Origin of the sequence: Carnobacterium inhibens subsp. inhibens DSM 13024, assembly GCF_000746825.1 — a bacterium.
Lineage (GTDB): Bacteria > Bacillota > Bacilli > Lactobacillales > Carnobacteriaceae > Carnobacterium_B > Carnobacterium_B inhibens.
In genome coordinates, this window is the sequence record NZ_JQIV01000006.1 from 1,475,630 (window position 1) to 1,501,762 (window position 26,133).

The window sequence follows — 26,133 nt, forward strand, 5'->3', positions numbered from 1 at the left end:
TACAAGATGAACTATTTGTTAACAGGAGCAACTGGAGAATTAGGAACTTATGCCTTACATTACTTGAAAGAACAAGTTGATTTAACTGATATTGTGGCTCTGGCAAGAACTGAAGAAAAAGCTGCTAAACTTCGTGAACAAGGGATTGAAGTACGGATTGCTGACTTTAGTGACTATACTAGTTTAGTTAAAGCTTTCAACGGTGTCGATCGCATGCTCTTTGTTTCCTCACAACCAGGTGGAGTGGTTTCACGCGATGAACAACACAAAAATGTCGTCAATGCTGCTATAGAAACCGGTGTCTCATTTATCGCTTATACCAGTTTTCCTAAAGGCGCTACCTCAAACAGCCCATTAGCCCAAGATCATATCCTCACTGAAAAATTAATTTCTGAATCTCACATTTCTCACACTTTTTTACGCAACAATTGGTATTTGGAAAATGAAGCAGACACGCTCAATGCAGCAGTAGCAGGCCATGCATTTACGTACTCTGCTGAAAACGGAAAAACGGGTTGGGCATTAAAACGTGAATTTGCTGAGGCTGCTATCAATGTGTTAACGGAAAAATCAGCTGCACCAGAAATACTTGAATTATCAGGTACTCCAATTACTTATGCAGAACTAGCTGAAGCTCTTAAAACTGCTAGTGGTAAAGAATTTGAAGTTGTTGCAATGAATGATGAAGATTATCAAGCTGCATTAATCAGCAACGGTGTTCCTGAGGCAGCAGTGAGTTTCATTTTAATGATTCAAAATGATATTCGTAACGGTGAATTAAATGTAACATCGGAGGATTTTGAAAAAGCATTAGGCAAATCCTTAACTCCACTTGTTGATGCTTTAAAAGAATTTTTGAAAAAATAACTATAAGTAGAATTTAATCGTTTGTTATAAAGAAATATGCCCTAAAAGTTAGATTTAGTACTCTAACTTTTAGGGCATATTTCATTTTAGGGCAACTTTTTCTTTTACTATTTATTTCTTAAGCTAACTATATATCTTCTGCAACGGATTCACTCAATACCATTCTCTTCGTTTATTGGCGGCTCGACTAAAGATTGTTTTCAGCTCTTTATCATCATTCTCTTCTAGCGTGTATTTCAAAGCATCCAATTCAATTTCGAAGTGTTCAATCGATTTCAACAAGGCTGTTCGGTTATTTAAAAATAATTCACTCCATAAATCAGCATTTATATCAGCGATCCTTGTGAGCTCTTGAAAACTATTTCCAGCAAACATCAGTGTTTCTTCTGAAGCTTGCGTACTATTTACGACCGCTACAGACAAAACATGCATCAATTGACTGACATAAGCGATTTGTTCATCATGTTTTTCAGGAGAAACTCGCGTTACTTGATTAAATCCAATCTCTTTATAAAGCTTTTCAATAAGTTTTAAAGAAGATTCTTTATTTCTAGAGATAGGAGTGAGCAAAGCATTGGCTCCTATAAATCGCGTATGATCGGCTCCAATGATTCCTTTTTTTTCACTGCCGCGCATGGGATGTGCAAATACAAAGTCGACTGTTGAAGGAAGAACTTTAGACATTTGTTTTATAATCGCTGTTTTAACGCCTGTTACATCTGTTAGAATGGCACCTTCTTTTAGGACACTTTTGTGCTGCTCGACAAATGGCGCAATTTGATTTGGATAAAGAGAAATTATAATGATATCCATCTCCGGTAAAATATCGCCGGCTTCCACAAACCCCTTTTGAATCATTCCCTGTTCTACAGCAATTCTTACTGTTGATTCGTTGATATCTATCCCATAAATATTTTTGTATCCAGCTGCTTGAAGGCCCATGGCAAAAGAGCCTCCAATGGCTCCTAACCCAACAATTGCAATATTCATCGTTCCCCACCTTTATTCCTGACTTCTTTTAATGCTTGGATTGCCAATAAGTAACCTGTTGCTCCAAAACCTGAAATTTGTCCAATACAAGCTGGTGCTATAACAGACTCTTTACGAAAAGATTCACGGGCATGAATCGCACTTAAATGCACTTCAACAGTTGGTATCATTATTGACTTCACTGCATCGTGAATGGCATAACTGTAATGGGTATACGCTGCCGGATTGAGGACGATCCCATCTGCCTTATCCATATGGGCTTGTTGAATCCGGTCGATCAATTCCCCTTCAGAATTGCTTTGAAAAAAAGAACAGTCTACTTCTTGTGTTTCAGCATATTTTTGAATCTTACTTTCAATCTCTTCCAACGTTTGTGTTCCATAAATTTCGGGTTCACGAGTCCCTAAGAAATTTAAATTTGGGCCATTAATAATAACGATTTTCATATTATCTTCTCCTTTATGCGCAATGATTTCTGGTAAATGATGCTTAATCTCATTCAATACATCTTCCAAATCGGATCGATTCTCCACTCGAAAATCAGCTGCTTTTTGATACAAACTAAACCGCTCTTCATGTAATTGGTATAGCTTGTTATTACCTTCTTTTAATAAAGGCCGATGTGCAATTTCGATATCTTTGATAATGTGTTCAACAGGCCGATCGATAAAAATAACCCAGCCTGTTTTTCTTAATGCCTCAATGTTTTCTGGATTGAGAACGACTCCGCCACCACACGAAATAACAGCATACGTTTCTTTTGCAGCTAGCTCTGCACAAGCCTCGGTCTCTATTGCTCGAAAATACGCTTCACTCACTTCAAACAATTCTGGAATAGACTGATTCGTTAGTTGTTCAATAAAAAGATCCATATCTCTAAATGGCAAGTCTAATTGTTGACTTAGTAGTTTTCCAACACTACTTTTCCCGCTTCCTGTCATCCCAATCAATACAATATTTGTTTTCATAAGCTTTCACCGTGTCGTTTCTTCCATTCAGAGATCAACTCTTTTGTAACTTGCTCGTCAATCGAACACTTTTCCCAAATTTCAACTGCTCGAACGGCTTGTCCTACTAACATATCTAATCCATTAGCCGTTTGCTTGTTGTTTTCACGTCCCAATTTTAAAAAAGTGGTTTCACTAGGGTTATAGATTAGGTCGATCAAATAATCAAATCGCTGAATAGAGGTCTCACTTAATGGAGTTTCATTGACATTAGGGTACATCCCGACTGGTGAAGTATTAATCAGAAAATCTCCCTTTAAATATTGTACATCTTCATAATTGGTATACTGCTTATTTTTTGTATCTTTAAATCGCTCAGGATTCCGAGACACAATATAAATCATTTGAATACCGTGATCCATTAAATACGCTTCAACTGTTTTGGATGCTCCTCCTGATCCTAAAATAACGGCTATCTTTCCGTTTACATCCCAGTTTCTACGGCTCAAAACCAAACCAAAACCACTATAATCCGTGTTATGACCGATTAACTTCCCATTTACATTTTCAATTGTGTTTACTGCTCCCAATTTTTTTGCAAATGGACCGATTTCGTCTAAATAAGGTATAACGGCTTCTTTATAAGGAATCGTAACGTTTACCCCTTTGATAGATAACGTCCGAACGCCATCCATAGCTTGTTTCAACTGTGTTGGCGGAAATGCAAAGAGCTTATAGGCAGCGTCTAATCCTATTTTTTGATAAATCAACTTATGGAGGCTTGGAGAATGACTATGTACAAGCGATTCTCCGAATAATCCGTAAAAGTTCATGTGGCACCTCTTCCAATCCTTTGATAATGTTTTGAAGTATAGACAAAAGAAACTTAAAGTTCAATAAAAAAATTAACGAACAATTATTTCAATTGGCTCTAATTCGTTTGGCACCAGTTGTTCAGACTACTTTTATTATTATTTTCAGAAATTAGTTTTTAGTTTTTTGTTGACAATGAATTTTTTAATTGCTAGTATTGGACTCACAGTTGGGAAACAGCTGATAATGATCAATTGAGGAGAGACCACCATGAACTTACAATCACAACTTCAAACTGCAATGGACTCACAATTGAATAATTATTACTTTAGCTTCTTTATGAGAAAATCTATAGAGGCTAAAGACTTTTAAGCTGCTAACAACAGTTGCCCTATAGATTTTGAAAGAAATCGAAGGGGCAACGAACTAATCCGATATCATATTATTAGTGAACTTACCTAACGCTACATTCGATAATCTTTCAATAGACTATCGGGTGTGGCGTTTTTTCGTTTTTCAATAACTTTAGTGGAGGAAAATAGATGATCATTCATACGTTAGGACCAAGCAGCACGGATAGTTACACAGTCGCAGAATCTTTATTACAATCAGAAGACGATGGTATTGTAGGCTATCCATCTTTTGACAGCTTATTACACAATATTCATCAGTTAACCGAACAATACGTATTGTTTCCTGTAGCTTTTAAAAGTGCCCGAAAAGATTATGGGTGGAAAGAATTTAATTATGATTACTGGGATAAAGTTGAACTGGTAGACGTCTTCCAGCGAAAAACCAAGCCTATGGTTCTCATTAAAAATAGCATTTATGCAGAAAACCGAGCGATGATTCATCCAGCCACCACTATTTTTTTGAAAAAATATTTAATCAAAAAAAACGAAGATACAGTAATTGAATTTTCAGACAGTAAATTTAAAGCTTGGTCAGCCTTTTGTAAAAAAAATCTGAAGTATACGATTATTAGCGAGGATGTGTTTGAAAAAGAAAAGATGCCGGGTTACACAATTGAAGAACGTTATGAACCAGTAATGGTGTGGTGTTTGTACAAAATAAATTAAACAATATAGAGGAGAATGACTATGATAATCGTCTTAAAGCAAGGAATTAAAGCAAATGAGGTTAAAGAATTAGCTACTAAATTAGAATCTCAAGGAGTTGCCGTGAGTCATTTCACCGATATCAAGCGCGATTTTCTAGGTCTGATTGGCGATACTAGTGGAATCGATGAACGCCAAATGCAAGCAATTCCGGAAGTAGAGCAAGTTATTCGAGTAGAAGATCCTTACAAAAGAGCGAATAGAAAATTTCATCCTGATAATTCTATCATCAGAATTGGTGACGAAACAATCGGTGGCACTAAATTAGGGATCATCGCGGGACCTTGTTCTGTTGAAAGTGAAGAACAAATTGTGACTATTGCAAAACAACTTAAACAAGCTGGCGCGAACTTCTTACGCGGAGGTGCATTCAAGCCAAGAACTTCTCCATACAGTTTTCAAGGACTTGAATTAGAAGGATTGAAAATGCTTCAAGTTGCTAAAGCTGAAACAGGTATGCCCATCGTGACTGAATTGATGTCGACAAAATGGGTCGATCAATTTGTTGATTCGGTAGACATCATTCAAATTGGTGCACGCAACATGCAAAACTTTGATTTACTCAAAGAAGTTGGACGAACGAATACACCCGTTCTTTTAAAACGTGGTTTATCTGCAACCTACAAAGAATGGTTGATGTCAGCTGAGTACATCATGGCTGGAGGAAATGAAAATGTTATTTTATGCGAACGTGGCATTCGGACATTTGAAACAGAAACCCGCAATACACTAGATATCCAAGCCGTTCCTGTCATTAAAGAGCTTTCTCACTTGCCAATCATCATCGATCCGAGCCATGCTGGAGGAATGTCTTACTTGGTTGAAGCAGGTGCTAAATCAGGTATCGTTGCCGGAGCAGATGGCTTAATGATTGAGGTTCACAATGATCCAGCTAACGCTTGGAGCGATGGCGAACAATGTTTGACACCAGATGAATTCGCTAGATTGATGGAAAAAGCTCGAAAGCTAGCGGATTTCGAAGGTCGTTCAATTAATGAAGCAGCTACTATTTTAACAAAATAAACTGAAGGAGGATAAAATCGATGTCTGTCTTAACCGTTAAACTTCCATCACATGAAGTGAGTTATGAATTAAAAATTGAAAAAGGGTTGCTCAACCGCGTCAGTAATGAAGTCTCAAAAGTCTTTACTGGAGCCAAAATTGCCATTGTCACCGATGAAACCGTCTATGACCTTTACGCTAAGTCTATTATAAAAGATTTGGAAGCAGCGGATTATGAAGTGCAGTGCATTGTTTTGCCTCCTGGAGAACAGACTAAAACATTTGACACGCTACCTAATCTCTACAGTGCATTCGCTGAGTTCGGCTTAACACGTAGCGACTTAATCATTGCTCTAGGTGGTGGTGTGATAGGTGACATCTCTGGTTTTTCCGCTTCGTCTTACTTGAGGGGTATCTCTTATATCCAAATTCCCACAACACTGCTAGCCCAAGTGGATAGTAGCGTTGGAGGAAAAGTTGGCGTCGATTTACCTGAGGGCAAAAACTTAGTAGGTGCTTTTTATCACCCCCTACTCGTCTTGATCGATCCATTGGTTCTAGAGACGTTAACGGATTCTGCCTTTGCTGATGGAATGGCGGAAGTAATCAAATATAGCTGTATAAAAGATCTTAATTTATTTCATCGTCTGATGGAACTATCTTCTCGAAAAGAAGTCATGCAGCACATCGATTGGATCATCGAAACCTGTTGCACGATCAAACAAGTGATTGTGCAGGCAGATGAAAAAGATTTAGGTGAACGAATGGTGTTGAACTTTGGGCATACGTTAGGCCACGCTATTGAAGCGTATTACCAGTATGAAAAATATACCCATGGTCAAGGTGTGGCCATTGGCATGGTTGCTATCTCAAGAATTGCAGAATCCAAACAGCTGACAACAGTTGGAACCACTGATCGATTGATTACTGTTTTAAAACAGCATCGTTTGCCTATTGAACTAGAGGATTTTGAAGATTACCCTAAACTATTGCCTTATATCAAAAAAGATAAAAAAAATATTGCAGGCAGTTTATCCGTGATTGTTTTAACTGACATCGGACGCGCTACCGTACATCAAACATCTCTATCCTTTTTCGATTCTTTAGACACTGGAGGAACAGCATGACTAATCTAACCCTTACTCCTAATGCGTTAAATGGAACTGTTATTGTCCCGCCATCTAAAAGTATGGCGCATCGTGCAGTGATTTGCGCCAGTTTAGCAGCAGGTCGTAGTACGATCAAGAATATTCAACTATCTGATGATATCCTTGCAACTATCGAAGGTATGCGTTCGTTTGGAGCGATTATTTCTTACGATGATCAGACATTGACAATCGATGGCATCCGTAATGGAGCTGCTAAGGAAAGCCGCACAATCAATTGCAATGAGTCCGGCTCTACCTTGCGTTTTCTGATTCCTTTAGCGACACTGTTTACAGGAGAAACGCACTTTATCGGTCAAGGACATTTAGGCAAACGCCCGCTTGAACCTTATCAAGAATTATTCGACGCTCAGTCACTCCACTATAATCAAGCCACAACTGAAAACCTACAGTTGAGTGTCGCAGGTCCTTTGACACCAGGCATCTATGAAATGCGTGGCGATATCAGTTCACAGTTTATCACTGGTATGCTACTAACTTTGCCTTTACTTGCCGGAGACTCTGTCCTAAAAATTACGACTCATTTAGAATCAAAAGGCTACATTGATTTGACCCTGTCTGTCTTACAATCCTTTGGTATTGTAATTGAACAAGATGAGACTGGACAAGAATACCGCATCAAAGGTCAACAAGCTTATAGCGCTCGTGATTATACAGTCGAAGGTGACTACTCACAAGCAGCCTTCTGGTTGAGTGCAAATGCATTAGGGAATGAGCTTTTGGTAAATGGTTTGGATTCAGATTCTTTACAAGGTGATCAAGCTATCGTCTCGATCTTAGAGACAGTGAACAGCGGGTCTAATGATAGTGAACGCATTATAGATGGAGCTCAAGTTCCCGATATTATTCCAGTAGTAGCTCTAGTCGCTGCGTTAAGCAAAGGAAAAACAAAAATTATCAATCTGGAACGTCTACGGATCAAAGAAAGTGATCGCTTAGTTGCTACACAAAAAGAGTTGACTGCTTTAGGCGCACAGATTGAGATTGTAGGAGATTCGCTTTTGATAGAAGGAGTCTCTAGACTATCAGGCGGTCAAGAAGTTTGGAGTCACAAGGACCATCGCATGGCTATGATGTTGGCCATCGCTTCAACGGTGTGTCAAGAACCAATACACATCAAAGACACAGATTGTGTTAAGAAGTCTTATCCCAACTTTTGGGAAACATTCCAACAACTAGGAGGAAAAATACATGAGTGGAATATGGGGTAAAAATTTACAACTCTCACTATTTGGAGAGTCACATGGTGTGGCGATTGGTATTACCATCAATGGCCTGCCTCCAGGTTTGGACATAGATATGGATCAGGTTTTAGTTGAAATGGCACGCAGAGCGCCAGGGAAAAATGAATTGACGACACCAAGAAAAGAAAAAGATCATCCAGAAATTTTAAGCGGCTTTTTAGATGGGAAAACAACTGGTGCACCACTGACTGCCATTATTTGGAACACAAATACGCGCTCCAAAGACTACAGTGTGCTGAAAGATGTTATGCGCCCAGGACAAGCTGATTACCCCGGACGAGTGCGTTACAATGGCCACAATGACCATCGTGGCAGCGGCCATTTTTCCGGGAGGATCACTGCTCCTCTCGTATTTGCAGGTGCTATTTGTCAGCAATGGCTGAAACAAAAAGGCGTAACAGTAGGTTCTCATATTCAATCGATTGGAACAATCGAAGATGAAACTTTCGAGGATCAAGAAACGGTCACGTTAGAGCAAATTAAACAGTTCAAAGAAGAACAGCTTCCTTTGTTTAATACTGAAAAAAAGCCAGAAATGACCGACTTGATTTTGGAAGCAAAAGAAGAGGGGGATTCTGTAGGCGGTATCGTTGAAACATTTGTTTTAGGGTTAGATGCCGGGTATGGAAATCCATTTTTCGACTCAGTTGAATCTCAACTGGCTCACCTCGTATTTGCTGTTCCAGCCATCAAAGGTATTGAATTTGGAACAGGATTCGATATTACTAAAATGCGCGGATCGCAAGCAAACGACGAATACTACTACGATGAACAAGGGCGCATCAAAACACGTTCCAACAATAATGGTGGAATCATTGGCGGAATTACTTATGGCATGCCCATCGTCTTCAGAGCTGCTGTTAAACCACCTGCTTCCATCAAAAAGAAGCAACAGACGATCAACATCCAAGAAGGAACAGAAACTGAATTAGAAGTTGAAGGACGTCATGATCCTTGTATTGTCCCACGAGTTCTGCCGGTCTTAGAGGCGGTTACCGCTATCGGATTAATGGATTTGATGCTTGGAGGACAATCGAATGAATGAATTGGAACAGTACCGCAAAGAGATTGATGAGATTGATCAGGAACTTACTCGCTTGTTTGAGTTACGGCTAAACACAGTTTTAAAAGTCGGTCGCTACAAAAAGCAACGCAACTTACCTGTATTGGATGCCAGCCGCGAGCAAGCTGTTATCGAAAAAAATATTAGCCGCTTAACAGATAAAACATTTGAACCGCAAGTAACGAAGCTTTTTCAATCTATAATGGATATCACGAAAGAAACTCAAACGGCTCTCTTAAAATCAGAACCGTAATTTATCGATTTATTGCACAAAATCGGGTTATTCATGAACAGTTGCGTTCATTGAATAACCTATTTTTTTATAGCTGATGTTGGGCTTTTTTCCTCCCAAAGATAACTTAATCCATTAAATTTATTTCTTCTAAATTCTCATATAGCTGTGGATGCTCATGACACTTCGGATTTCTAGGTGAACATATTTCTCTTCCAAACGAAATCATTGCTTGATGCGCTCTTCCCCAATATTTGGCTGGGATAATTTCTGTTATACGTTCTTCAATTTGTTTGGGTGTGGCGTTTTCTTCTACTATTTTGTGATGTTTGCAAACACGTGCAACATGCGTGTCCACTGCAAAGGCATCTTGGTTAAAAGCAACATTCAATAAAATATTGGCTGATTTAGGTCCGATTCCTGTTAATGATTGCAATTCTTCACGTGTATTTGGAACTTTCCCATCAAATGTTTCAAGCAATTGATGACTGCTTTTATAAATATACTTTGCTTTATTTCGGTAAAGTCCAATTGTTTTTATGTATGATTCAATTTCTTCAGGCGAGGACTCACTAACCGCTTGAGGATTTGGATAACGTTCGAATAATCGGTCTTTTACTTTCGCAACGGATTCATCAGTCGCTTGGGCACTCAATATCACAACCATCAACAATTGAAAAGGATTTTGATAATGCATCGTTGGAACAGCATTTGGGTAGAGTTTCATAATTTCATAGACGACGTGTTGAGCAGCTTCTTTTGTTAGCATAGCTATTCTTTTCCTTCTTTCAATCTCCTCTATGTGTAACCTGGCTTCAGTTATAACATTTTTGATTTGACTGGCACAATTTTAGTATATCGCATAACGACCAAAAAAATCCCAGAAATTATTCTTTTTCTTTCTGGGATTAACTATTTTTCTAATTATGCGTGATAAGCTTGATCTGCTTCAAATAACATGTTGTATACCCCTGCATAAGTTCCACACACATCTCCAGGAATAGTATAGTTGGATGTAACTTTACGCAATTGGGTAAATTCTTCCTCTAAATGTGGCTTACCGGTGGTACCTGCTTCTATTGTCTTTTCCTTCATTGTATTAAATATATTTCGTACTTCAAACGCTTCAGGATGATTCTTACCGTGTGCACGCGTAATTGCTAGTGTAAACATATCCAATTTTTCAAAATTGCGCTCCGCCACTTCATTGAATGTTGTCATTAATGAATTCCTTCTTTCTTGTGTAGGTTATTTTGCTTTATAACAGCAGTATAGTCTATAAGTCACAATGGAAAATTGATACACGTCAAGTTTTAAATCTTCACAAGCTCATAAAAAGCCAACGAGATAAATTGTAACGTTTACAATTTATCTCGTTGGCTTTTTTGAAGTAACTCCCTCATACAGATTGCTAGGTCATTAAAGTAAAATCGACGCAATCAAATCATCAAATTTTCTGATATCAATATCTTTTCCTAAGCCAATTTTGATATTGCCTGCTCTTGTCCATAATTCAACTTCCGCATTGATATCAAAAGTTCCTGCATTTTCGGTGGACCACATGTTTATTGAACTATAAGGTAAAGAATAAATCTCGATCTTCTTCCCACGTAATCCTTGCACATCACGAACAATTAGTCGTTTATTCGTAAATATTGCTACATCTCTAATTGTTTTAAACGCTTCTACTGCTTCTTCTCCTGGAACCAATCGATCATTGATATCGCTTGGAATAGCACATTTTTCAGAAAACGTCCAATTTATGTATTTTTCTAGTTCAGCCATTCTTCATTCTCCTTCTCAATCCTCATTATATAAAGTTGAAAAAAACTACTTTGCTCATAACTTCTCAACTACACATTAATTATACCTGTTATTTAATCTATAAATCTATCTCTTTTTGTATTTAATTCAACTATGAAGGCGAAAAAAGCTGATTCTACACAAAGTAGAATCAGCTTTTTTGGGGTATCTATTAAAAATAGTTGGCTGTAAACTTAATTATTTGCTTATTTATTACAGCACTTAAGAGACTATCAGACTTCTACAAAATCGAACTGCCTTTATCTACTTTTCATTAATAACTGAATGGCTTGTTGGATATTTTCTTCTCCAGTACTGCCCTCTTTGCTATTTCCCTGTACACATTCCACTAAATTTTCAGCTACAATCAAGCTAATTGCTCGATCAAGACTGGAACGAACAGCTGATAATTGTGTCACGATGTCCGCGCACTCTTTACCCTCTTCAATCATCTTTAAAACGCCATGTAATTGTCCATCAGAACGTTTTAACCGGTTCACTATTTTCACGTTGTATTCCATTAAACTGTATCGCCTCTCCAAGCAGAGATACCGCCCATAACGTTGGTTACTTTGTATCCTTCTTTTGCTAACTGTTGACAAGCCATTGCAGAACGAGCTCCTGAGTGGCACATTACATAGTATTCTTGTTCTTTGTTTAACTGTTCTTTTTCATTTGACAAATCGCTTAAAGGTACATGAATAGCGCCTTGTATATGTTTAGAGTCCCATTCATCGCTTTCGCGAACATCGACTAATGAAACAGTTTCTTTTCTCCATTTTTGTTCAAATTCTGGCATTGATATTGAATTGTACATTATTTTTCCACCTTTTCTGGTCTAACTGTTGAATAAAGAGCAAATGCTCCATCCAAATTTTTAGCCTTATATTCATTTTGTTTTAAAATACGTTCAGCAATGTAGCTACGCAACCCACTGTGACAACTTACAATGATGGGTTTGTCTTTAGGTACTTCTGATAATCGTTCACGTAACTGATCTAAAGGAATATTTAGTGCTCCTTTTAATCGTCCATTTTTTTCAAGTTCTCCTTCATTACGCACATCTAACAATAGATAACCTTCTTTTTGCTTTGATTCTAATTCATGCCATTGAATCGATTCGCTTACTCCTTCAATCAGATTTAAAGCAGCGTAACCAGCCATGTTCACCGGATCTTTTGCTGATCCAAATGGTGGAGCGTAGGTAAACTCTAGCTCTGGCAAATCATGTATCGTCATGCCTGCTTTAATGGCCGTTGCAATGATATCAATGCGTTTATCTACTCCATCTTCACCTATCGCTTGGGCGCCATAAATTTTTCCGTTTTCAGGATTAAATAATACTTTTAGCAAAATAGTACCCGCATTTGGATAATACCCTGCATGACTTTTCCCTTGGATATGAACGATTTCATATGTTTCGTTTGCTGATTTTAATTGTCTTTCATTTAGTCCAGTTGATGCTGCTACTTGGTTAAATAAACGAACAATTGCGGTACCAATACTCCCTTTGTTTTTTCGAGGTAATCCACTGATAACATCCGCAACTTGTCTGCCTTGACGATTAGCAGGAGCAGCTAAAGCGACCATCGTATCTTCTCCATTAATTTGTTGTTTCACTACAATCGCATCTCCAACCGCGTAAATATCTTTTTGACTCGTTTCATAGTTCTCATCTACTAATATACCACCACGTACACCAGTTTCAATGTCCGCTGTTAAAGCCAAAGTCGTTTCAGGTTTGACCCCTACTGACATTAATGTCATATCACTTTCTAAGCGTTCGCCATTTTCAAGAACAACCACTTTTCCTTCTTCTTCAAACGACTCAGCAGCCAATCCGTTATACAATTTGACCCCATTAGCTTTTAATTCTTTAGTGATATAAGCAGCCATTTCTTCATCTAAAGGTGGCAAAACGTGTGGTGCTTTTTCAATAATTGTAACATCTAATCCGCGATGAACTAAACTTTCAGCCATTTCTAAACCAATAAATCCAGCTCCGATCACGACAGCTTTTTTAGGCTGATGTAATTCCATGAAATCCGTGATTGCATCAACATCCGGAACCGAACGCAATGTAAAGATATTCTTTGCTTCTTCTAGCCCTTTAGCGGGTGGGATAAACGGCTTAGCACCTGGAGAAAGAATCAATTTATCGTAAGATAAGGTATAGTCTCCTTCTGATGTTCGAACAGTTACTTCCTTTAACGAAGCATCTATTGCTACTGCTTCACTATGTGGACGAACATCTAGTTCAAAACGCGCTTGTAAAGCTTCTGGTGTTTGAACCAACAAATCACTGCGTTCTTCAATTTCACCAGCGACATAATACGGTAGACCACAGTTAGCAAACGATACATACGGCCCTTTTTCTAATACAATGATTTCAGCCGTTTCATTCAAACGTCTTAAGCGCGTAGCTGCAGACATTCCACCAGCGACTCCTCCTACAATAACAATTTTCATTACAGTTTTCCTCCCTTTTTAGCTCCAGTCCAAGAAGACATGCCTCCGCGAACATTTACTACATCATAGCCTTATTTCATTAACAATTTTGAAGCTTTTTTGCTACGCATACCAGATTGACAGATTACATAAGTTTTACCTTTTGGGATATAATTAGCGATTTTACCTAATGGGACATTTTTAGCTCCAGGTATATGACCTCCTTGAAACTCATGGGCTTCACGTACATCAATAATTTGAGGTTTCTCCACTAACTTTTTCTCCAATTCATTGGTTGAAATAGATGATACTGTTTTAAAAAGCATCTTTATTCCTCCTATTTTTTAATTTATTTTCTATTTTCATTGCTAAATACTCTTTCTGATTTAATACCCTGCACCGTATTGTTAAATAATACTCCATGGGGTATAAAATGTAAAGCTTATTTGTTTAAAACATAATAAAAAAAATAGTAGCCACATTCAAGGCATTAATACTTGTTTTTCAAATGATAATTTGCTATATTTAGATTGTAATTAATATAATTAAATAACTATTATGAAATGGAGTGATTAGGATAATGAGTATTGATTTTAAAGATCATGGCAAAAAACCTTATGTTGTAAATATTGAAGATGCCACAGTGCAAAATGATAACTACCGTACAACGATATGGACAGGCGCTAAACTACAAGTAACCGTTATGTCTATTCAACCAAACGATGATATTGGCTTAGAAGTGCATCATGGAATTGATCAATTTATTCGCATCGAAGAAGGCCAAGGGCTATGCCAAATGGGACCTTCTGAAGATAACTTAAATTTTGAACAAGTTGTTTCTGAAGATGACGCAGTATTGGTTCCAGCAGATATGTGGCACAATATTAAAAATACTGGTGACAAACCACTAAAATTATATACCATTTATGCTGGTCCTGATCATGTTGAAGGTACTATTCACCCAACTCATGAAGACGCAGAAAACGATCCTAATGAACACTAAAAAAAGCCTCGCTTTATAAAAAAGACTGTTTTGAGTCCAAACATTTGAGCAACAGCTCTAAATATTGGACTCTCATTTTTTGTAATTTATTAAATATAAACTAAGGAGGAGAATATATGGAGACACCACTATTAAACACAACCCAACTAGGCTACGAATTAGATGGAAAAGCCATTTTAAAAGGAATAACGCTATCTGTTGAAGAGGGAGAATTCTTAACGATTACAGGACCATCAGGAAGTGGAAAAAGTACCTTATTAAAGATTATTGCTTCACTCTTGTCTCCAACTGAAGGAACCGTTTCTTATCAAAGTAAACTAGTTGATGACTATGAACCTACTGATTATCGAAAAGAAGTCTCCTACTGTTTCCAGACGGCCACACTTTTTGGAGAAACTGTAAAAGACAATCTCATGTTCCCATTTGTTATCAGAGATCAGCCTTTTAATGAAAAAAAAGCCTTAGATGCTTTAAAAAAAGTTGGCCTAGGAGCAGAGTATTTAACTAAATCAGTCAACGCATTATCTGGTGGGGAAAAACAAAGGGTAGCATTGATTCGTAATGTTTTATTTATGCCTAAAGTCCTCTTACTAGATGAAGTAACCAGCGCATTAGATCATGAAAACCAAGAAATTATTCGTGATTTAATCCGTAATCTGAATCAAGAACAAGGCGTTACAATTTTATGGGTCACCCATAATGCAGTCGAGATTCAAGCTTCAAATCGTATTATTCACTTAGTTAATGGCGAAATGGAGGAACCAAAATGAACTTAGCTATTAATAATTCATCTTTACTATTTGCAACTGCCTTAGTTGGTATAGCACTTATTGTGGTTTATAAAGAAAAATTAGGATTGGGTAAAGATATTTTAATTGGTGTTGTGCGAGCCGTTATCCAATTATTTGCTGTTGGTTATTTATTAGGCTATGTCTTTAAACTAAATAATATTATTGTGACATTAGCACTTGTTTTAGTTATTATTTTTAATGCCTCTTTTAATGCGGGGAAGAAAAGCAATGGTATATCAAATGCATTTAAAATATCTTTTATTGCCATCTTAACAGCTACTAGTTTAACTTTGATTGTCTTACTTTTATCAGGAGCTATTTTATTCATCCCTTCTCAGGTCATTCCAATATCAGGAATGATTGCTAGTAACTCAATGATTGCGATTGGAATTTGTTACCGCAATTTGAACTCAAAATTTAAAGACCAACGTCAACAAGTATTAGAAAAACTGGCATTAGGAGCAAATTTAAAACAAGCTTCTATCTCCATAGTACGTGATAGTATTCGTGCAGGAATGCTCCCAACAATCGAATCTGCAAAGACCATTGGAATTGTTAGTCTGCCCGGTATGATGTCTGGATTGATGTTTGCTGGTGTAAACCCTACGCATGCGATAAAGTACCAAATTATGGTTACCTTTATGCTGCTATCCACTACAAGTATTGCATCTGTGATTGCTAGTTACTTGGCTTATAAAGAATTTTATACAGCAAGGAAACAACTAAAAGATTAAACCAATAAAAGTGTGTGAGCCTATCGGAAATTCCAATAGGCTCACACACTTTTATATTTTTTATTAACGTAACAAACGCAATCCATTTAAAATAACTAAAATTGTCGATCCTTCATGGAAAACAACTCCTACCGGCAAATCTAAATAACCTAAAAGATTTAAAATCATCAATATGATGATCACACTGACAGAGAAGAAAATATTTTGTTTAATAATTCGGTTCAATCGTTTGCTCAGGTGATAACTATAAAGCAATTTACCTAAATCATTTTTTACAATCACCACATCAGCTGACTCTATAGCCACCGATGATCCACTACCCATAGCAATGCCGATATCCGCATTCGCTAATGCGGGTGCATCATTGATTCCATCTCCAACCATGCCTGCCACCTTTTTATTTCGCTGACTTTTTAGGATATGTTTAATCTTATCTTCTGGAAGACAATTGGCTACATAATCATTTACTTTGACTTCCTTAGCAACTTTCGAAGCAACCATTTCATTGTCTCCAGTCAAAAGTACAACTTGAATACCTTCTTTTTGAAAACCAGCTACTGCTTCGATTGCTTCATTCCGAATTTCATCAGAAAGAGAAATGTACCCAACAATTTCATTACTTTTCGCCACAAAAATCGTTGTATTTTCTTCAACTACTTTATCAAGATAATAATTTTTATCAGGATACCCAATAAACGTACTTGGTTTACCTATTTCAATTGCTCCTTTTCTAACACCTTGTCCAGCTATTTCCTCCACAGGTTCTGAAGTATCAATGCATTTAAAGTTTCTGTTTTCAAAAGCTGCCACAATAGCATTAGCTATTGGATGGTTAGATTGTTGTTCCATATAAACCACTTCATTCAAAATATCTTCTGGAACTTCATAATTTAATACTCTGAAATCACCAAATGTCAGTGTCCCTGTTTTATCGCTATATAAAATATCCATCGTATTCAAAGACTCCATTGCTGCTCCGCCTTTAACTAACACCCCATTTTTTGCTCCATTACTGATAGCACTTAGTGTTGCTGGTGTAGCAGAAGCGACCAAAGCACATGGACTAGCAACGGTCAATAAAACCATACCTCTATAAAAAGCTTCCTCAAAGCTATACCCGTTAAAATAATAAAGACTCGCAATGAACAATGGAACCATAATTAAAACAACTAGTACGTATTTCGTTTCAAAACGATTAATAATTTTCGAAATTTTCGAAGGGCTTTTCTGCGCTTCTTCTACCATCCGTATAATATTTGAGAAAACGGTTTGATCACTCGTTTTATTCACTTCAAGATGAAAGGCATTCCCTTCATTGAAAGTTCCAGAAAATACTTCGGCTCCTTTTTCTTTTTCAACAGGCATTGATTCCCCAGTAAGGCTGGATTCATTAATTTGCGTTTTTCGGTCGGAATACCCATCAATAGGTATCTGTGCTCCTTTTGAAACGACTACAATGTCACCAACTTTTAACAATTCAGTAGGTACTTCACTCACTTCATCATTATCTTTTAGCAGTTGCGCTGTAGAAGGCACATGAGATAGCAACTCAGAAATAGCACTTTTTGATTTATTGGTTGCATAGGATTCTAGAGCTTCTGAGCCAGCAAAAATGAGCAGTAATACAGCTCCTTCTGATTCATAATGAATCAAACATGCACCTAATGCTGCTAAAACCATTAGCAAATCAACATTGGGAGCTTTAGAATGGATTGTTTCTGTCACCGCTTTTTTAGCTGAAAAGAACCCTAAAAAGAAAATTGCCCCATAAAAAGAAATTGAACTATAAAAACCTCCCATCGTATTTAAAATAAATCCAATAATCGTAAAAAAGACTCCAATGACTAAAAACTGTCCTGAACGCGTATTGCTTAAAAACTTCAACATTTCCCTCTTCCTTTCTGTAATTATTTTTAAGTTAGTGGTTAAATTACCCCTCCTTAATAAAAAGTAAAAATAAAAAAGGCACACCTATAGGACAGTAGTACTGTCCCACAGGTGTGCCTTTTTTGGCACTACTCTGCTATCACACATGTGTGATCCGGCCGCATGAACCTCTAAGAGTTCACCGCCTGTTCAGATTTAATTGGCTCTCATTCTTACATTAGCTATAAGAAAGAAGAGCAAGTTAAATTAGATTTATATAAACTTATAATACCATTTACTAATTGAAGTATCAAATGTTACTCCACTTTTACTAAATTCAATCGAATTTACTCTATCAAACCAAGATGGCGGAAGGCTTTTTCCAGTCCGTCTTTATCAACACTATCGGTTATGTAATCAGCCATAGCTTTTATTTCTTTACCGCCATTTCCCATTGCTACACCTATTTCACAATACTCAAGCATAGGAATATCTATTTTTGCATCGCCAAAAGCTATCGTGTTCTTCTGATCAACTCCATGATGTTCTAATAATTTTTTGATAGCTGTTTGTTTTGTAATGTTTGCTAAGGCAATATCTCCAAACAGAGCTTGTTCACCTATACCTCCCCACGTACCTACTTGAAAGTCAGAAAAAAAATCGGCTGCAGCTAGGTAATCTTCATACTCTTCTAAAATGAAACTGATTTTGTTCACGTCAGCTCGATACAATTGACCATCAAAAATCATTTCTGGAAATGCTTGTCGCACCGTCATTGTTTCTGTACCGGATTTTTCTTTATAAGCAGCATAGTCTTTAACCGTTTGCTCTCCACGTGTCTCAAACTGTTCACTTGCAAACAATCCATTGTTGGACTCCAAATAAAAAGCTAATCCACGGTTATTCAGCCAGTCTACAATCATTTTTTCTTGTTCTGCTGTTATTAATTGATGCAAAATAACTTCATTATCACTTTCAACATAGTTGCCATTTCCACCAATATACCCATCAAAACCGATCTCTAATAGTTCATCATACATTTCAGCTTTGCTGCGTCCAGTCACCGGGTACACTTTATGACCGTTGGCTTGCGCAACTTTAATAGCTTTGACTGCAGAATTCGGTAATTCATTAGAATAATCTACTAATGTTCCATCCACATCTAAAAAAACATAGTTTGATTCCATAGTAACCTCCTTAAAAAGGCCATACTAATAAGTAAGCATGACCTTCAAACTAAATTATCCTTTTGTATAGTCTACCTTTTCACCATTAGAAGCAATCACTTGTTTATACCAGTCAAAAGACTTTTTCTTCGAACGCGCCATTGTTCCATTACCTTCATTGTCTCGGTCTACATAAATAAAGCCATATCTTTTTTTCATTTCCCCAGTTGACGCGGAAACCAAATCGATACATCCCCAAGACGTATACCCTAAAATTTCTACTCCATCTTTGTCCACAGCTTCTTTCATAGCTTCGATATGTTGTTTTAGATAATCGATACGGTAATCATCCACTATAGATCCATCTGCATTAGGCGTATCGACTGCTCCTAATCCATTTTCAACTACAAATAACGGTTTTTGATAACGGTCATACAATTCATTGATTGTGATACGGAAGCCAATTGGATCGATTTGCCAGCCCCATTCGCTTTCTTCTAAATAAGGATTTTTAATGGAATCAAATATATTCCCACCTGCTTTTTCTTGTCCCTCTTGAGCGGCAGAAACTCGCGAAGAATAATAAGAGAACGTAATATAGTCAACCGTATGCTCTTTCAATAATTCCTTATCTCCTTCTTCAAAAGGAATTTCGATTCCTTCATTAAACAAGCGTTTCAATGCATAGTTAGGGTATTCGCCACGAGACTGTACGTCAATAAAAAAATAGTTTTCTTGATTGTCTACTTGAGCTTGACGAACATCTGCAGGATTTGGTGTATTTGGATAATACTGTCCAGCTGCGATCATACAGCCGACTTTATTTTCCGGATCTACTTCATGAGCGATCTTGGTCGCTAACGCACTGGCTACTAATTCATGATGGGCTGCTGTATATTTTACTTGTTCTTCATTTTCTCCTTCTTCAAATACTAATCCAGCTCCCATAAACGGTGCATGCAATAGCATATTGATCTCATTGAAAGTGATCCAATACTTTACTTTTCCTTTATAACGATTAAATAATACAGTGACAAGATTTTCATAAAAATCGACTACTTTACGACTGCGCCAACCCCCATATTCTTTAATCAAATGGATTGGCATATCAAAATGTGTGATTGTAACAATAGGTTCGATGCCGTACTTAAGACATTCATCAATAAGGTTATCGTAAAATTGTAACCCTGCTTCATTTGGTTCAGCCTCATCACCTTTTGGAAAAATACGTGTCCAAGCTAGACTAAAGCGATAAGATTTAAATCCCATTTCTCCAAATAAAGCGATATCTTCCTTATAATGATGATACATATCAATGGCTTCTTTAGCTGGATAAAAATGCTCCTCATCGAAGTCCAGATGTTTCATTTTTCCTGTTATGATTGGGTAACGGTCTTCTCCAATTGGAACGACATCTACATTCGCTAAACCTCGGCCATACGCGTTATAACCACCTTCACTTTGATTAGCAGCAGTAGCCCCGCCCCAAAGAAAATCTTTATTAAATCCCATATTTTTTCCTCCTAGTAATTCAGTTTTATCTTACTCTCATCTTATCTAAACGGTTTCATTATTTCAATCGTCTAGATACAATTAGTAGGTTCCTACACATACTTTCTAAATTTTACGATTGCTCTTGTAAAACCCCTACACAAAAATATATACTATTTGTGTAGGGAAGGAGTCTTTTTATGCTACTCATTGAACGATTAAAACATACTTCATTTTCAGATGCTGAACAATCATTAGTAAATTATCTCATCGATCATCCTGAAGACTTACAAGATATGACAACTCAAAAAATTGCGAATTTAACTCATACTAATCCTACGAGCCTTATTCGTGTAGCGAAAAAAATGGGATTTACAGGATGGCTAGATTTGAAAGAAGCTTACCTTGAAGAATGGCAGTACCTCAATAGCCACTTTACAGCTATTGACGCCAACTTACCGTATGATCAAGCGGATCATTTGGTTTCTATTGCCCATAAAATAAGCACATTACAACAAAATACTATTCAGGATACTTTATCATTAATAGATTCTAAAGATTTGGAATACGCACAAAAACTCTTACTAAATGCTGACGAAATCAAAGTATTTGCGAGCCAAACTAATGCACTCATTGCTCAAGATTTCATAACTAAGATGCGTAGGATCAATAAAAAAATTACTATTTCTTCCACTTATGATTACAGTACGTATGAAGCTTTTAACAGTGGTAACCGAACTTGTGCCCTTATTATTTCATACACAGGTGAAGATGATTCCTTCATAAAATGCATGGACATTTTGAAAAAACAAGGAGCTTCCACTATTAGCTTAACAAGTATAGGAGATAATCCTATTGCAACACATAGCGATTGTTCATTAAAAATCACTACTCGAGAAAAACTCTATTCTAAAATCGGAAACTTTACCTCAACCACATCTGTCATTTATCTATTGAACCTTTTGTATTCTATCGTCTTTACTGCAGATTATGAAATGAACTTGAACCACCTCATTCAAATCGGTCGTTCAACAGATACCCGAAAAACAAACATCGACATCATTAAAGAACAGTCTTAATTGGATAAGTAAATTTAAGGAAGGAGAAGGGATATCTAAATACTTCTTCCTCATTTATAAACACAAAAAAACGGGAAGCTCATTGCCTCCCGCTAATTAAAATTAATTTATTTAATATTCGCAAAATGTTCTAACGTTCCTACCATATTAGCCACAAAACCGTACTCGTTATCATACCAAGCAACCGTTTTGACTAATTGTCCGTTCGTTCCCTCGATGACTTTTGTTTGAGTGGCATCAAAAATCGAACCTGCTGGTACCCCGATAACATCTGAAGATACGATTTCGTCTTCATTGTATAAGAATGCCTCAGATGCAGCTTCTTTCATTGCCGCGTTGACTTCTTCCACTGTTACTTCTTTATTCAAAACAGAATACAGTTCTGTCATTGAACCTGTAATGGTAGGAATTCTGATGGCTGTTCCGTCAATTTTCCCTTCCAATTCAGGAATAACTTTTCCTACCGCTTTGGCAGCACCTGTTGAAGATGGAATGGCGTTTTGTGCTCCTGCACGATTTTTGCGTCCACCTGGTGAATCTTGCAATGCTTGCGATGCTGTGTACGCATGGATCGTTGACATCAACGCACTATTGATTCCATATTTTTTGTTCAAAACGTTTGCCATTGGTGCTAAACAGTTCGTTGTACAAGATGCTGCAGAAATAATTTCATCATTTCCATCCAGCGAATCATGATTTACTCCATAAACAATTGTTTTAGTGTTGTCTACTTCTGCACCTGAAGCTTTCACTGGCGCGGAAATCAATACTCGTTTTGCTCCTGCATCTAAGTGAGCCTGTGATTTTTTCGCTGAAGTATAGAAGCCCGTACATTCCAGGACGATGTCGATTCCTAGATCACCCCATGGTAATTGACTTGCATCTTTTTCTGCATAAGCTTTGATTTCTTTTCCATCTACTACAATCGCGTCATTCCCAACTGATACTTCATATGGAAAGCGTCCTTGTGCGGTATCGTATTTTAACAAATAAACTAAGTCGTCATTATCCGTCAAATCATTGATTGCGACAACCTCTAAATCTGTGTCTTTTTCCAACATCCGGCGCAGTGCTAAACGTCCAATCCGACCAAACCCATTAATTGCTACTTTTATTGACATGAATAGTTCCTCCTTCTTTAGTTGAATCTAATTTTATGGTACCGCTTTTACAATGAAATTTCCAATTGTTTGCATTATTCATTTTGGTTTGATTCCATTCGTCTGTTTTTAGTGCTAATAATAGAGAATTTAGGATGATTCTCTAATTTAAAAAAATTAATTTCTTTCGAAATCAGCTTATGTATTTTTGAAAACGGTCCAAATTTCTATACATTCATAGAAACAGTCTACGATTATAAGCAAGGTGTTTTAACAAAGTAAAATTAAATGTTACTATAAATTTAACTTATATAGTTTCGGTGCTCTAAATTTTTAGGCTAGTTAGTTATATACTTTAAGGAGGAGATAGTATGAAAAGTTACATTCGTTTTGGTTTAATGATTTTGACCTCTACTGTTGTGATGTATTTTTTAATGTTCTTCAATATTTTTGAACTGTCTCATTTTACGTTTAGTGAGACTCGAGTCTATATGTCTATTATGATGGGATCTGTAATGGCCATTATCATGCTGCTGTTTATGTGGAAAATGTATCAAAAGAAAAAATTGAATTACATTATTTTAGGCGTTTCTATTCTTACGTTTGGTACTTCGCTTTGGTTGGTAAGAAGTCAAGCAACTATTGATGATTCTTCTTGGATGAAAGCAATGATCCCTCATCACTCAATTGCTATCCTAACCAGTGAACGAGCAGATGTATCTGATCCTCGTGTACAGGAACTAAGGGATACCATTATTAAAACTCAAAAAGAGGAAATTGCAGAAATGAAAAAACTAATCGAAGACATTGAAGAGAATGGAGAAACAGAGTAAAATTCTGATTTATCTTTGCGTAGTCCTATTGCTATCCAAGACAACAACCTTTAGATATATACCAGTCAATTCAAAAAAGTCTGCAGGAGTCAATGACTACTACAGACTTTTTTTATATCTATAAAGAAAATAAAAAAATTCTAATCTACTCCGTGTCTCACTGAAACAATATCTATGATTGCTAGTTACTTGGCCCATTAAGAAATAATTAAAGGATTAAAAAGAATTAGAAGCACATGTTATCCGTAGTAGACTCTAATCAGCAAAACCATTGATTTTTGACCTTTGTTTATAAAAAAGAAGATAAGAACCCCACATATTCTTTTGGATAAAAAGACACGTGGGATTCTTATATAAATAAAACTTATTATTTTTCGATAGAAACTCTAATATTTCTTACTATTATCATTAAACTTTATATGTCAACTGTTTAGAAAGCGCCTGTCTCCCGATTTCCTTTCTTATCATCTTTTGTTCCAGCCAATTCGATTCAATTATCCAACTCAACTGAATCGGATATATAATACTGCCAGCCTCTTTTAGTCGCATAGTCATGGACATCTTTAGCCAGCTCTTTTTTTGTAGAGTATTCAAGCAAATAGATCTCTTTCCCAGCTTTATCAACTGTATCTAAATAATTTAAGTAGTAGGTTTGATTTTCTTTTGTTTGAGTACTCAGCTTATCTTCCTCAAAATCAATAGCTGAAAAGACGGTTTCTTGGTTTACACCAGTCAAAATATCATCTAGTTGCTGATTTTGCTGTAAATATGCACTAACAAATTCATTTCCTCCATTAATAAGGACCGGTTTGCCATAGCTCATGAGTGTCTTTAAGATTTTTTCCACTCCAATATACGTTTCTTTTGTTTGAAATTGCCAGTATACATCTACATTATCGATCCAAAAGCCATCAATTCCCTTATCAAGTAGTTCGTTAGCTAAAGTAACGGCACTAAATTTTTGCCAGTCTTCATTGGTTACATCGACCCAATATTCTTCTTCCCAATTTTCATAAGGCCTCAAAGTAAGATACTGAAATTCTTCATAGTAAGGCCTGTAAGTTTCCAATGATCCTACATTTAAATAACTATAAACTTTTTGTCCTCGATCTTGCATCTCAGTAATTTCTGCTTCGGAGAGATTTTGTGCATCAATAATGACCGTTTCGTAACCTTCACTAGCTTCGATTGCTTCACTTCCATCTAAACTCAAAAATACACCATACTCACCTGTATTTTCGAGTTTACTGTTGCTTTTTCCTTCTAAGTTTGCACAACCTGTTACTCCTAAAATAACCATTGCTCCTATCAAAAAGCGTATCGCAGTAGTTTTCATTTAATGGCTCCTTTATCTCTCTCGCTATCTATTTTAATCTAAACTAAAATCCAATTCCGGTCCTGCTGGAACGATGCCGGTCGGATTGATATTTTTATGACTGCGGTAATAATGGTCTTTGATGTGCTTAAAGTTCACTGTTTCCGCTATTCCTGGCCAGTTGTATAATTCTCGTGTGTAGCGCCATAGGTTTTTGTACTCTGTAATGCGTTTGATATTGCATTTGAAATGACCGTGATAAACACTGTCAAAACGAATCAATGTAGTGAATAAACGCCAGTCTGCTTCCGTAATTTGCTCCCCTACTAAGTAACGATTCTCTTCTAGGCGTTCTTCAAGTTCATCTAGCGCAGCAAATAAATTCAACACTTCTTCTTGATAAACTTCTTGCTTCGACGCAAATCCAGCTTTGTACACTCCATTATTAACTGCATGATACACTTTCTCATTGATCTCATCAATTTCTGGACGCAATGCTTCAGGATAATAATCGCCTTCCTTTGCACCGACGTCATCAAATGCGGAGTTTAAGATACGCATGATTTCAGAAGACTCATTATTTACAATTTTATTTTGTTTCAAGTCATATAAAACAGGCACAGTCACTCGTCCACTATAACCTGATTCCACATGCGTATAGACTTCATAAAGATAATTTGCATCAATGACTGGATCTGGAATCACACCTTCTTCTGAATCAAATGTCCAGCCATTTTCGGCCATCAAAGGATTCACAATAGATACCGATATCATCTCTTCTAACCCTTTTAGGTTACGCATGATTAATGCACGGTTTGCCCAAGGACACGCCAACGCTACGTACAAATGATAACGTCCAGGTTCTGCTTTAAAGCCGGATTCACCAGTTGGTCCAGCACTTCCATCCGGCGTGATCCAATTGCGGAATTGTGATTCCTGACGAATGAATCTCCCTCCATTGCCTTCTGTGTCGTACCATTGATCATGCCATTTACCATCTACTAATAATCCCATTGTTATTCCCCTTTCAACTACTGATCTTTATCGCTTATATTATTTGTC

General features: G+C 36.9%; 27 protein-coding genes, 1 pseudogene and 1 riboswitch. Of the genes and pseudogenes, 12 read left to right on the forward strand and 16 right to left on the reverse strand.

What is annotated here, in order from left to right:
- The first annotated feature begins 6 nt into the window (after positions 1–6).
- The gene (locus BR65_RS08170) at positions 7–867 is read left to right on the forward strand and encodes an SDR family oxidoreductase (protein WP_034537787.1); all 861 of its coding nucleotides are present in this window, start codon (positions 7–9) and stop codon (positions 865–867) included.
- A 153-nt stretch (positions 868–1,020) separates the two neighbouring features.
- Here the strand turns inward: BR65_RS08170 and BR65_RS08175 are convergent, their stop codons facing one another.
- The 3 genes from BR65_RS08175 to aroE are packed head-to-tail and all read right to left on the reverse strand — an operon-like array spanning position 1,021 to position 3,637.
- Positions 1,021–1,857, reverse strand: coding sequence for a prephenate dehydrogenase (locus BR65_RS08175; protein WP_034537789.1), 837 nt, complete (start codon positions 1,855–1,857; stop codon positions 1,021–1,023).
- Positions 1,854–2,825 carry a type II 3-dehydroquinate dehydratase gene (gene aroQ / locus BR65_RS14085; RefSeq protein ID WP_244877162.1) on the reverse strand — a complete coding sequence of 324 codons (972 nt, stop codon included), beginning with the start codon at positions 2,823–2,825 and terminating at the stop codon, positions 1,854–1,856. The genes BR65_RS08175 and aroQ overlap by 4 nt, the downstream gene beginning before the upstream one ends.
- Positions 2,822–3,637, reverse strand: coding sequence for a shikimate dehydrogenase (aroE, locus tag BR65_RS08190; RefSeq protein ID WP_034537791.1), 816 nt, complete (start codon positions 3,635–3,637; stop codon positions 2,822–2,824). The genes aroQ and aroE overlap by 4 nt, the downstream gene beginning before the upstream one ends.
- 522 nt (positions 3,638–4,159) lie before the next feature.
- Between aroE and BR65_RS08195 the strand changes: the two genes are divergently transcribed.
- The 6 genes from BR65_RS08195 to BR65_RS08220 are packed head-to-tail and all read left to right on the forward strand — an operon-like array spanning position 4,160 to position 9,463.
- On the forward strand, positions 4,160–4,696 hold the full coding sequence (locus BR65_RS08195; RefSeq protein WP_023179385.1) for a hypothetical protein: 537 nt from the start codon (positions 4,160–4,162) through the stop codon (positions 4,694–4,696).
- A 21-nt stretch (positions 4,697–4,717) separates the two neighbouring features.
- Positions 4,718–5,758 (forward strand): 3-deoxy-7-phosphoheptulonate synthase, encoded by a 1,041-nt coding sequence (gene aroF / locus BR65_RS08200; RefSeq protein ID WP_034537792.1) that lies wholly within the window; start codon positions 4,718–4,720, stop codon positions 5,756–5,758.
- A 20-nt stretch (positions 5,759–5,778) separates the two neighbouring features.
- Positions 5,779–6,864 (forward strand): 3-dehydroquinate synthase, encoded by a 1,086-nt coding sequence (aroB, locus tag BR65_RS08205; RefSeq protein WP_034537793.1) that lies wholly within the window; start codon positions 5,779–5,781, stop codon positions 6,862–6,864.
- Positions 6,861–8,114 carry a 3-phosphoshikimate 1-carboxyvinyltransferase gene (aroA, locus tag BR65_RS08210; protein ID WP_034537796.1) on the forward strand — a complete coding sequence of 418 codons (1,254 nt, stop codon included), beginning with the start codon at positions 6,861–6,863 and terminating at the stop codon, positions 8,112–8,114. The genes aroB and aroA overlap by 4 nt, the downstream gene beginning before the upstream one ends.
- Positions 8,095–9,192 (forward strand): chorismate synthase, encoded by a 1,098-nt coding sequence (gene aroC, locus BR65_RS08215; protein ID WP_023179393.1) that lies wholly within the window; start codon positions 8,095–8,097, stop codon positions 9,190–9,192. The genes aroA and aroC overlap by 20 nt, the downstream gene beginning before the upstream one ends.
- Positions 9,185–9,463, forward strand: coding sequence for a chorismate mutase (locus BR65_RS08220; RefSeq protein ID WP_023179395.1), 279 nt, complete (start codon positions 9,185–9,187; stop codon positions 9,461–9,463). The genes aroC and BR65_RS08220 overlap by 8 nt, the downstream gene beginning before the upstream one ends.
- 106 nt (positions 9,464–9,569) lie before the next feature.
- Here BR65_RS08220 and nth read toward each other — a convergent pair whose 3' ends face one another.
- From nth to BR65_RS08255, 7 genes and pseudogenes are all read right to left on the reverse strand, one after another.
- Positions 9,570–10,211: an endonuclease III gene (nth, locus tag BR65_RS08225; RefSeq protein ID WP_023179396.1), complete on the reverse strand. Its 642-nt coding sequence runs from the start codon at positions 10,209–10,211 to the stop codon at positions 9,570–9,572.
- 155 nt (positions 10,212–10,366) lie between these two features.
- Positions 10,367–10,663 carry a hypothetical protein gene (locus BR65_RS08230; RefSeq protein ID WP_023179398.1) on the reverse strand — a complete coding sequence of 99 codons (297 nt, stop codon included), beginning with the start codon at positions 10,661–10,663 and terminating at the stop codon, positions 10,367–10,369.
- 198 nt (positions 10,664–10,861) lie between these two features.
- Positions 10,862–11,227 (reverse strand): PH domain-containing protein, encoded by a 366-nt coding sequence (locus tag BR65_RS08235; protein ID WP_023179400.1) that lies wholly within the window; start codon positions 11,225–11,227, stop codon positions 10,862–10,864.
- A 278-nt stretch (positions 11,228–11,505) separates the two neighbouring features.
- Complete coding sequence (locus BR65_RS08240; RefSeq protein ID WP_023179402.1) at positions 11,506–11,766, reverse strand: metal-sensitive transcriptional regulator; 261 nt, start codon at positions 11,764–11,766, stop codon at positions 11,506–11,508.
- Entirely contained in the window at positions 11,766–12,062 is a 297-nt protein-coding gene (locus tag BR65_RS08245) for a rhodanese-like domain-containing protein (RefSeq protein ID WP_023179404.1), read from the reverse strand. Before BR65_RS08245 ends, BR65_RS08240 begins: the two co-directional genes overlap by 1 nt.
- Positions 12,062–13,714 carry an FAD-dependent oxidoreductase gene (locus tag BR65_RS08250; RefSeq protein ID WP_034537798.1) on the reverse strand — a complete coding sequence of 551 codons (1,653 nt, stop codon included), beginning with the start codon at positions 13,712–13,714 and terminating at the stop codon, positions 12,062–12,064. Before BR65_RS08250 ends, BR65_RS08245 begins: the two co-directional genes overlap by 1 nt.
- Positions 13,714–14,019 (reverse strand): annotated as a pseudogene (locus tag BR65_RS08255) (rhodanese-like domain-containing protein). The gene BR65_RS08250 and the pseudogene BR65_RS08255 overlap by 1 nt, the downstream one beginning before the upstream one ends.
- 254 nt (positions 14,020–14,273) lie before the next feature.
- Between BR65_RS08255 and BR65_RS08260 the strand changes: the two are divergent.
- The 3 genes from BR65_RS08260 (at position 14,274) to BR65_RS08270 (ending at position 16,221) form a co-directional block, all read left to right on the forward strand.
- The gene (locus BR65_RS08260; protein ID WP_034537801.1) at positions 14,274–14,696 is read left to right on the forward strand and encodes a cupin domain-containing protein; all 423 of its coding nucleotides are present in this window, start codon (positions 14,274–14,276) and stop codon (positions 14,694–14,696) included.
- 116 nt (positions 14,697–14,812) lie between these two features.
- On the forward strand, positions 14,813–15,466 hold the full coding sequence (locus BR65_RS08265) for an ABC transporter ATP-binding protein (protein ID WP_007722090.1): 654 nt from the start codon (positions 14,813–14,815) through the stop codon (positions 15,464–15,466).
- Positions 15,463–16,221 (forward strand): ABC transporter permease, encoded by a 759-nt coding sequence (locus BR65_RS08270; protein WP_013711899.1) that lies wholly within the window; start codon positions 15,463–15,465, stop codon positions 16,219–16,221. Before BR65_RS08265 ends, BR65_RS08270 begins: the two co-directional genes overlap by 4 nt.
- A gap of 63 nt (positions 16,222–16,284) precedes the next feature.
- Here the strand turns inward: BR65_RS08270 and BR65_RS08275 are convergent, their stop codons facing one another.
- The 3 genes from BR65_RS08275 to BR65_RS08285 all read right to left on the reverse strand — a co-directional run bounded on the left by BR65_RS08275 (position 16,285) and on the right by BR65_RS08285 (position 20,765).
- Positions 16,285–18,108: a heavy metal translocating P-type ATPase gene (locus BR65_RS08275; protein ID WP_034537804.1), complete on the reverse strand. Its 1,824-nt coding sequence runs from the start codon at positions 18,106–18,108 to the stop codon at positions 16,285–16,287.
- Between the two features lie 98 nt (positions 18,109–18,206).
- Positions 18,207–18,311, reverse strand: a riboswitch (NiCo riboswitch).
- Positions 18,312–18,434: 123 nt separating this feature from the next.
- A complete protein-coding gene (locus tag BR65_RS08280; protein ID WP_034537805.1) occupies positions 18,435–19,274 on the reverse strand; it encodes a Cof-type HAD-IIB family hydrolase in 840 nt (279 codons plus the stop codon).
- 54 nt (positions 19,275–19,328) lie between these two features.
- Positions 19,329–20,765, reverse strand: coding sequence for a 6-phospho-beta-glucosidase (locus tag BR65_RS08285; protein WP_034537807.1), 1,437 nt, complete (start codon positions 20,763–20,765; stop codon positions 19,329–19,331).
- Positions 20,766–20,944: 179 nt separating this feature from the next.
- Between BR65_RS08285 and BR65_RS08290 the strand changes: the two genes are divergently transcribed.
- On the forward strand, positions 20,945–21,823 hold the full coding sequence (locus BR65_RS08290; protein ID WP_034537810.1) for a MurR/RpiR family transcriptional regulator: 879 nt from the start codon (positions 20,945–20,947) through the stop codon (positions 21,821–21,823).
- A gap of 107 nt (positions 21,824–21,930) precedes the next feature.
- Here the strand turns inward: BR65_RS08290 and gap are convergent, their stop codons facing one another.
- Positions 21,931–22,944 (reverse strand): type I glyceraldehyde-3-phosphate dehydrogenase, encoded by a 1,014-nt coding sequence (gene gap / locus BR65_RS08295; RefSeq protein WP_034537813.1) that lies wholly within the window; start codon positions 22,942–22,944, stop codon positions 21,931–21,933.
- 350 nt (positions 22,945–23,294) lie between these two features.
- Here gap and BR65_RS08300 point away from each other — a divergent pair, with 350 nt between their 5' ends.
- Positions 23,295–23,756, forward strand: coding sequence for a DUF305 domain-containing protein (locus BR65_RS08300; protein ID WP_034537816.1), 462 nt, complete (start codon positions 23,295–23,297; stop codon positions 23,754–23,756).
- Between the two features lie 490 nt (positions 23,757–24,246).
- Here BR65_RS08300 and BR65_RS08305 read toward each other — a convergent pair whose 3' ends face one another.
- Positions 24,247–25,092 (reverse strand): endo alpha-1,4 polygalactosaminidase, encoded by an 846-nt coding sequence (locus BR65_RS08305; protein WP_034537817.1) that lies wholly within the window; start codon positions 25,090–25,092, stop codon positions 24,247–24,249.
- 33 nt (positions 25,093–25,125) lie between these two features.
- Positions 25,126–26,085 carry a glutathione S-transferase family protein gene (locus BR65_RS08310; protein ID WP_034537818.1) on the reverse strand — a complete coding sequence of 320 codons (960 nt, stop codon included), beginning with the start codon at positions 26,083–26,085 and terminating at the stop codon, positions 25,126–25,128.
- Between the last annotated feature and the right edge of the window lie 48 nt (positions 26,086–26,133).

Coding starts and splice junctions, on each gene's coding strand:
- BR65_RS08170 (WP_034537787.1), top strand. CDS start 7: ATGAACTATTTGTTAACAGGAGCAACTGGAGAATTAGGAACTTATGCC.
- BR65_RS08175 (WP_034537789.1), bottom strand. CDS start 1,857: ATGAATATTGCAATTGTTGGGTTAGGAGCCATTGGAGGCTCTTTTGCC.
- aroQ (WP_244877162.1), bottom strand. CDS start 2,825: ATGAAAACAAATATTGTATTGATTGGGATGACAGGAAGCGGGAAAAGT.
- aroE (WP_034537791.1), bottom strand. CDS start 3,637: ATGAACTTTTACGGATTATTCGGAGAATCGCTTGTACATAGTCATTCT.
- BR65_RS08195 (WP_023179385.1), top strand. CDS start 4,160: ATGATCATTCATACGTTAGGACCAAGCAGCACGGATAGTTACACAGTC.
- aroF (WP_034537792.1), top strand. CDS start 4,718: ATGATAATCGTCTTAAAGCAAGGAATTAAAGCAAATGAGGTTAAAGAA.
- aroB (WP_034537793.1), top strand. CDS start 5,779: ATGTCTGTCTTAACCGTTAAACTTCCATCACATGAAGTGAGTTATGAA.
- aroA (WP_034537796.1), top strand. CDS start 6,861: ATGACTAATCTAACCCTTACTCCTAATGCGTTAAATGGAACTGTTATT.
- aroC (WP_023179393.1), top strand. CDS start 8,095: ATGAGTGGAATATGGGGTAAAAATTTACAACTCTCACTATTTGGAGAG.
- BR65_RS08220 (WP_023179395.1), top strand. CDS start 9,185: ATGAATGAATTGGAACAGTACCGCAAAGAGATTGATGAGATTGATCAG.
- nth (WP_023179396.1), bottom strand. CDS start 10,211: ATGCTAACAAAAGAAGCTGCTCAACACGTCGTCTATGAAATTATGAAA.
- BR65_RS08230 (WP_023179398.1), bottom strand. CDS start 10,663: ATGACAACATTCAATGAAGTGGCGGAGCGCAATTTTGAAAAATTGGAT.
- BR65_RS08235 (WP_023179400.1), bottom strand. CDS start 11,227: ATGGCTGAACTAGAAAAATACATAAATTGGACGTTTTCTGAAAAATGT.
- BR65_RS08240 (WP_023179402.1), bottom strand. CDS start 11,766: ATGGAATACAACGTGAAAATAGTGAACCGGTTAAAACGTTCTGATGGA.
- BR65_RS08245 (WP_023179404.1), bottom strand. CDS start 12,062: ATGTACAATTCAATATCAATGCCAGAATTTGAACAAAAATGGAGAAAA.
- BR65_RS08250 (WP_034537798.1), bottom strand. CDS start 13,714: ATGAAAATTGTTATTGTAGGAGGAGTCGCTGGTGGAATGTCTGCAGCT.
- BR65_RS08260 (WP_034537801.1), top strand. CDS start 14,274: ATGAGTATTGATTTTAAAGATCATGGCAAAAAACCTTATGTTGTAAAT.
- BR65_RS08265 (WP_007722090.1), top strand. CDS start 14,813: ATGGAGACACCACTATTAAACACAACCCAACTAGGCTACGAATTAGAT.
- BR65_RS08270 (WP_013711899.1), top strand. CDS start 15,463: ATGAACTTAGCTATTAATAATTCATCTTTACTATTTGCAACTGCCTTA.
- BR65_RS08275 (WP_034537804.1), bottom strand. CDS start 18,108: ATGTTGAAGTTTTTAAGCAATACGCGTTCAGGACAGTTTTTAGTCATT.
- BR65_RS08280 (WP_034537805.1), bottom strand. CDS start 19,274: ATGGAATCAAACTATGTTTTTTTAGATGTGGATGGAACATTAGTAGAT.
- BR65_RS08285 (WP_034537807.1), bottom strand. CDS start 20,765: ATGGGATTTAATAAAGATTTTCTTTGGGGCGGGGCTACTGCTGCTAAT.
- BR65_RS08290 (WP_034537810.1), top strand. CDS start 20,945: ATGCTACTCATTGAACGATTAAAACATACTTCATTTTCAGATGCTGAA.
- gap (WP_034537813.1), bottom strand. CDS start 22,944: ATGTCAATAAAAGTAGCAATTAATGGGTTTGGTCGGATTGGACGTTTA.
- BR65_RS08300 (WP_034537816.1), top strand. CDS start 23,295: ATGAAAAGTTACATTCGTTTTGGTTTAATGATTTTGACCTCTACTGTT.
- BR65_RS08305 (WP_034537817.1), bottom strand. CDS start 25,092: ATGAAAACTACTGCGATACGCTTTTTGATAGGAGCAATGGTTATTTTA.
- BR65_RS08310 (WP_034537818.1), bottom strand. CDS start 26,085: ATGGGATTATTAGTAGATGGTAAATGGCATGATCAATGGTACGACACA.